This window comes from Streptococcus oralis, from assembly GCF_001578945.1.
GTDB classification, from domain to species: Bacteria; Bacillota; Bacilli; order Lactobacillales; family Streptococcaceae; genus Streptococcus; species Streptococcus oralis_Q.
Genome location: NZ_KQ969551.1, coordinates 459075 through 461082 on the forward strand (window position 1 = coordinate 459075; position 2008 = coordinate 461082).

The following is a 2008-nucleotide window of genomic DNA, read 5'->3' on the forward strand; positions in this document are numbered from 1 at the left end:
ACATCTTGTCCGACCAATTGTGAAAAAGTTTGGCTTCTATATTTTCGATAAAGTGCTTGATACATTAGGCTTTCTCCTCAAACATCGTAAAGTCCCATTCTGTCTTCTCAAGCAAAATAGCGACAAATTGTTCCAAGTAATCGCGGTCAACGGCATTGTAATCATCAATAAGTGATGAATCCAGGTCTAAAACACCGACTAATCTCCCATTCTTGAGCATGGGAACCACGATTTCACTCTTGGCCATACTATCACAAGAAATGTAGTTTGGATAGGTGCTCACATCGCCAACTAAAACAGTCTCTTGAAACTCAGCAGCTTCTCCACAAACGCCTTTTCCAAGCGGAATGCGAATACAAGAAACACCACCCTGAAAAGGCCCTAAAACCAACTCGCTACCATCAAACAGATAAAACCCTGCAAATACAGTATTCGGAAAGCGAGATTTTAGGAGGGCACTAGCATTCGAAAGATTAGCAAGAACATTGCTCTCACCCTCTAGTAAATAAGAGAGTTCCTCATTCAACAGTTGATAACGTGATTGTTTTTCTGAATCTAACATAAAACTATTATATCAAAAATGAGAAAGAGACAAAAGAAAAATCCCTTGTTTTAAACAAAGGATTTTGTGATTATCAATTTGATTAAAGTTCGATATCACCGAACAAGTCAGCCATTGAGAATCCTGTTTGTGTTTCTGGAAGTTCGAAATCACGTTTTTCTTGACGTTTTGGACGACGTGGACGAGCAGCACGTTTTTCTTCTTTTTGTCCTTCCTCTTGAGCTGGACGTTCTTCAAGAGCTTTGATAGAAAGTGATACACGTTCTGCATCAGCGTTAACATCAAGGACTTTAACAGTAACTTCTTGACCAACAGTAAGAGCTTCTTTTGGATTTTCAATACGTTTGTGTGAAATTTGTGATACGTGAACAAGTCCATCGATACCAGGCAATACTTCAACAAATGCACCAAAGTCAGTCAAACGTTTAACTGTTCCTTCTACTACATCACCTTTAGCCAATTTTTGCTCAACGCCATCCCATGGTCCAGGTGTTGTTGCTTTAAGTGAAAGCGATACGCGTCCTTCTTCTTCGTTAAGATCAAGGATCTTCACTTCAATTTCTTCACCAACAGTTACAACTGATTTAGGTGATACGTTACGTTCGTGTGACAATTCAGTCAAGTGAACCAATCCATCAACACCACCAAGGTCGATGAAAGCACCAAAGCTAGTGATACGAGCAACTTTACCAGTTACTACATCACCAACAGCCAATTTACCGAATACTTCAGCACGAGCTGCTGCAGTAGCTGCTTCAACAACTTCACGACGTGAAAGGATGAAGCGGTTTTCTTTAGGATCAACTTCTTTGATTTTAGCATCAAATTCTTGACCTACGAAACGCTCAGTGTTACGTACGAAACGAGTATCCAACATTGAAGCTGGGATGAATCCACGAACACCTTCAAATTCTACTGAAAGTCCACCTTTAACGGCACGAGTTCCTTTAACAGTAACAACTTCTTCTTCGCGTCCTACAAGTTTGTCCCATGCTTTGCGAGCTTCAAGACGTTTTTTAGATACAAGGTATGTAACTGTATCAGTATCTTTACCAACTACTTGACGAAGTACAAGAACATCCAATACTTCTCCTACTTTCACAAAGTCATTGATATCTGCATCGCGATCGTTTGTCAATTCGCGAAGAGTCAAGACACCTTCAACACCAGTTCCAGAGATTGCAACGTTAGCTTGAGTCGCATCAACTGTCAATACTTCAGCACTAACAACATCACCAGGCTCAACTTGGCTAACGCTATTTAGCAAATCTTCAAATTCGTTCATCTAAAAAATCCTCCAACAATCAAGTCTTTTCCAAAACTTGACATACTTATAATTTTTTTCCTAAGCACCCGCAAGGACATGTCTATATCGTTCACGTCTTTCAATATAAAAATAAAATACCCTAAGATATTTTTCTTTTTATCTTGAATTTATTACCTAAG

2 protein-coding genes are annotated in these 2008 nt (G+C 39.3%); both read right to left on the minus strand.

Annotated elements, in window-relative coordinates; translation table 11 throughout:
- Positions 1 to 64: 64 nt before the first annotated feature.
- Positions 65 to 562, minus strand: coding sequence for a GAF domain-containing protein (locus SORDD16_RS04895; RefSeq protein ID WP_061452572.1), 498 nt, complete (start codon positions 560 to 562; stop codon positions 65 to 67).
- Between the two features lie 82 nt (positions 563 to 644).
- Complete coding sequence (gene rpsA / locus SORDD16_RS04900) at positions 645 to 1847, minus strand: 30S ribosomal protein S1 (protein WP_001001617.1); 1203 nt, start codon at positions 1845 to 1847, stop codon at positions 645 to 647.
- Positions 1848 to 2008 lie beyond the last annotated feature (161 nt).

Coding starts and splice junctions, on each gene's coding strand:
- rpsA (WP_001001617.1), bottom strand. CDS start 1,847: ATGAACGAATTTGAAGATTTGCTAAATAGCGTTAGCCAAGTTGAGCCT.
- SORDD16_RS04895 (WP_061452572.1), bottom strand. CDS start 562: ATGTTAGATTCAGAAAAACAATCACGTTATCAACTGTTGAATGAGGAA.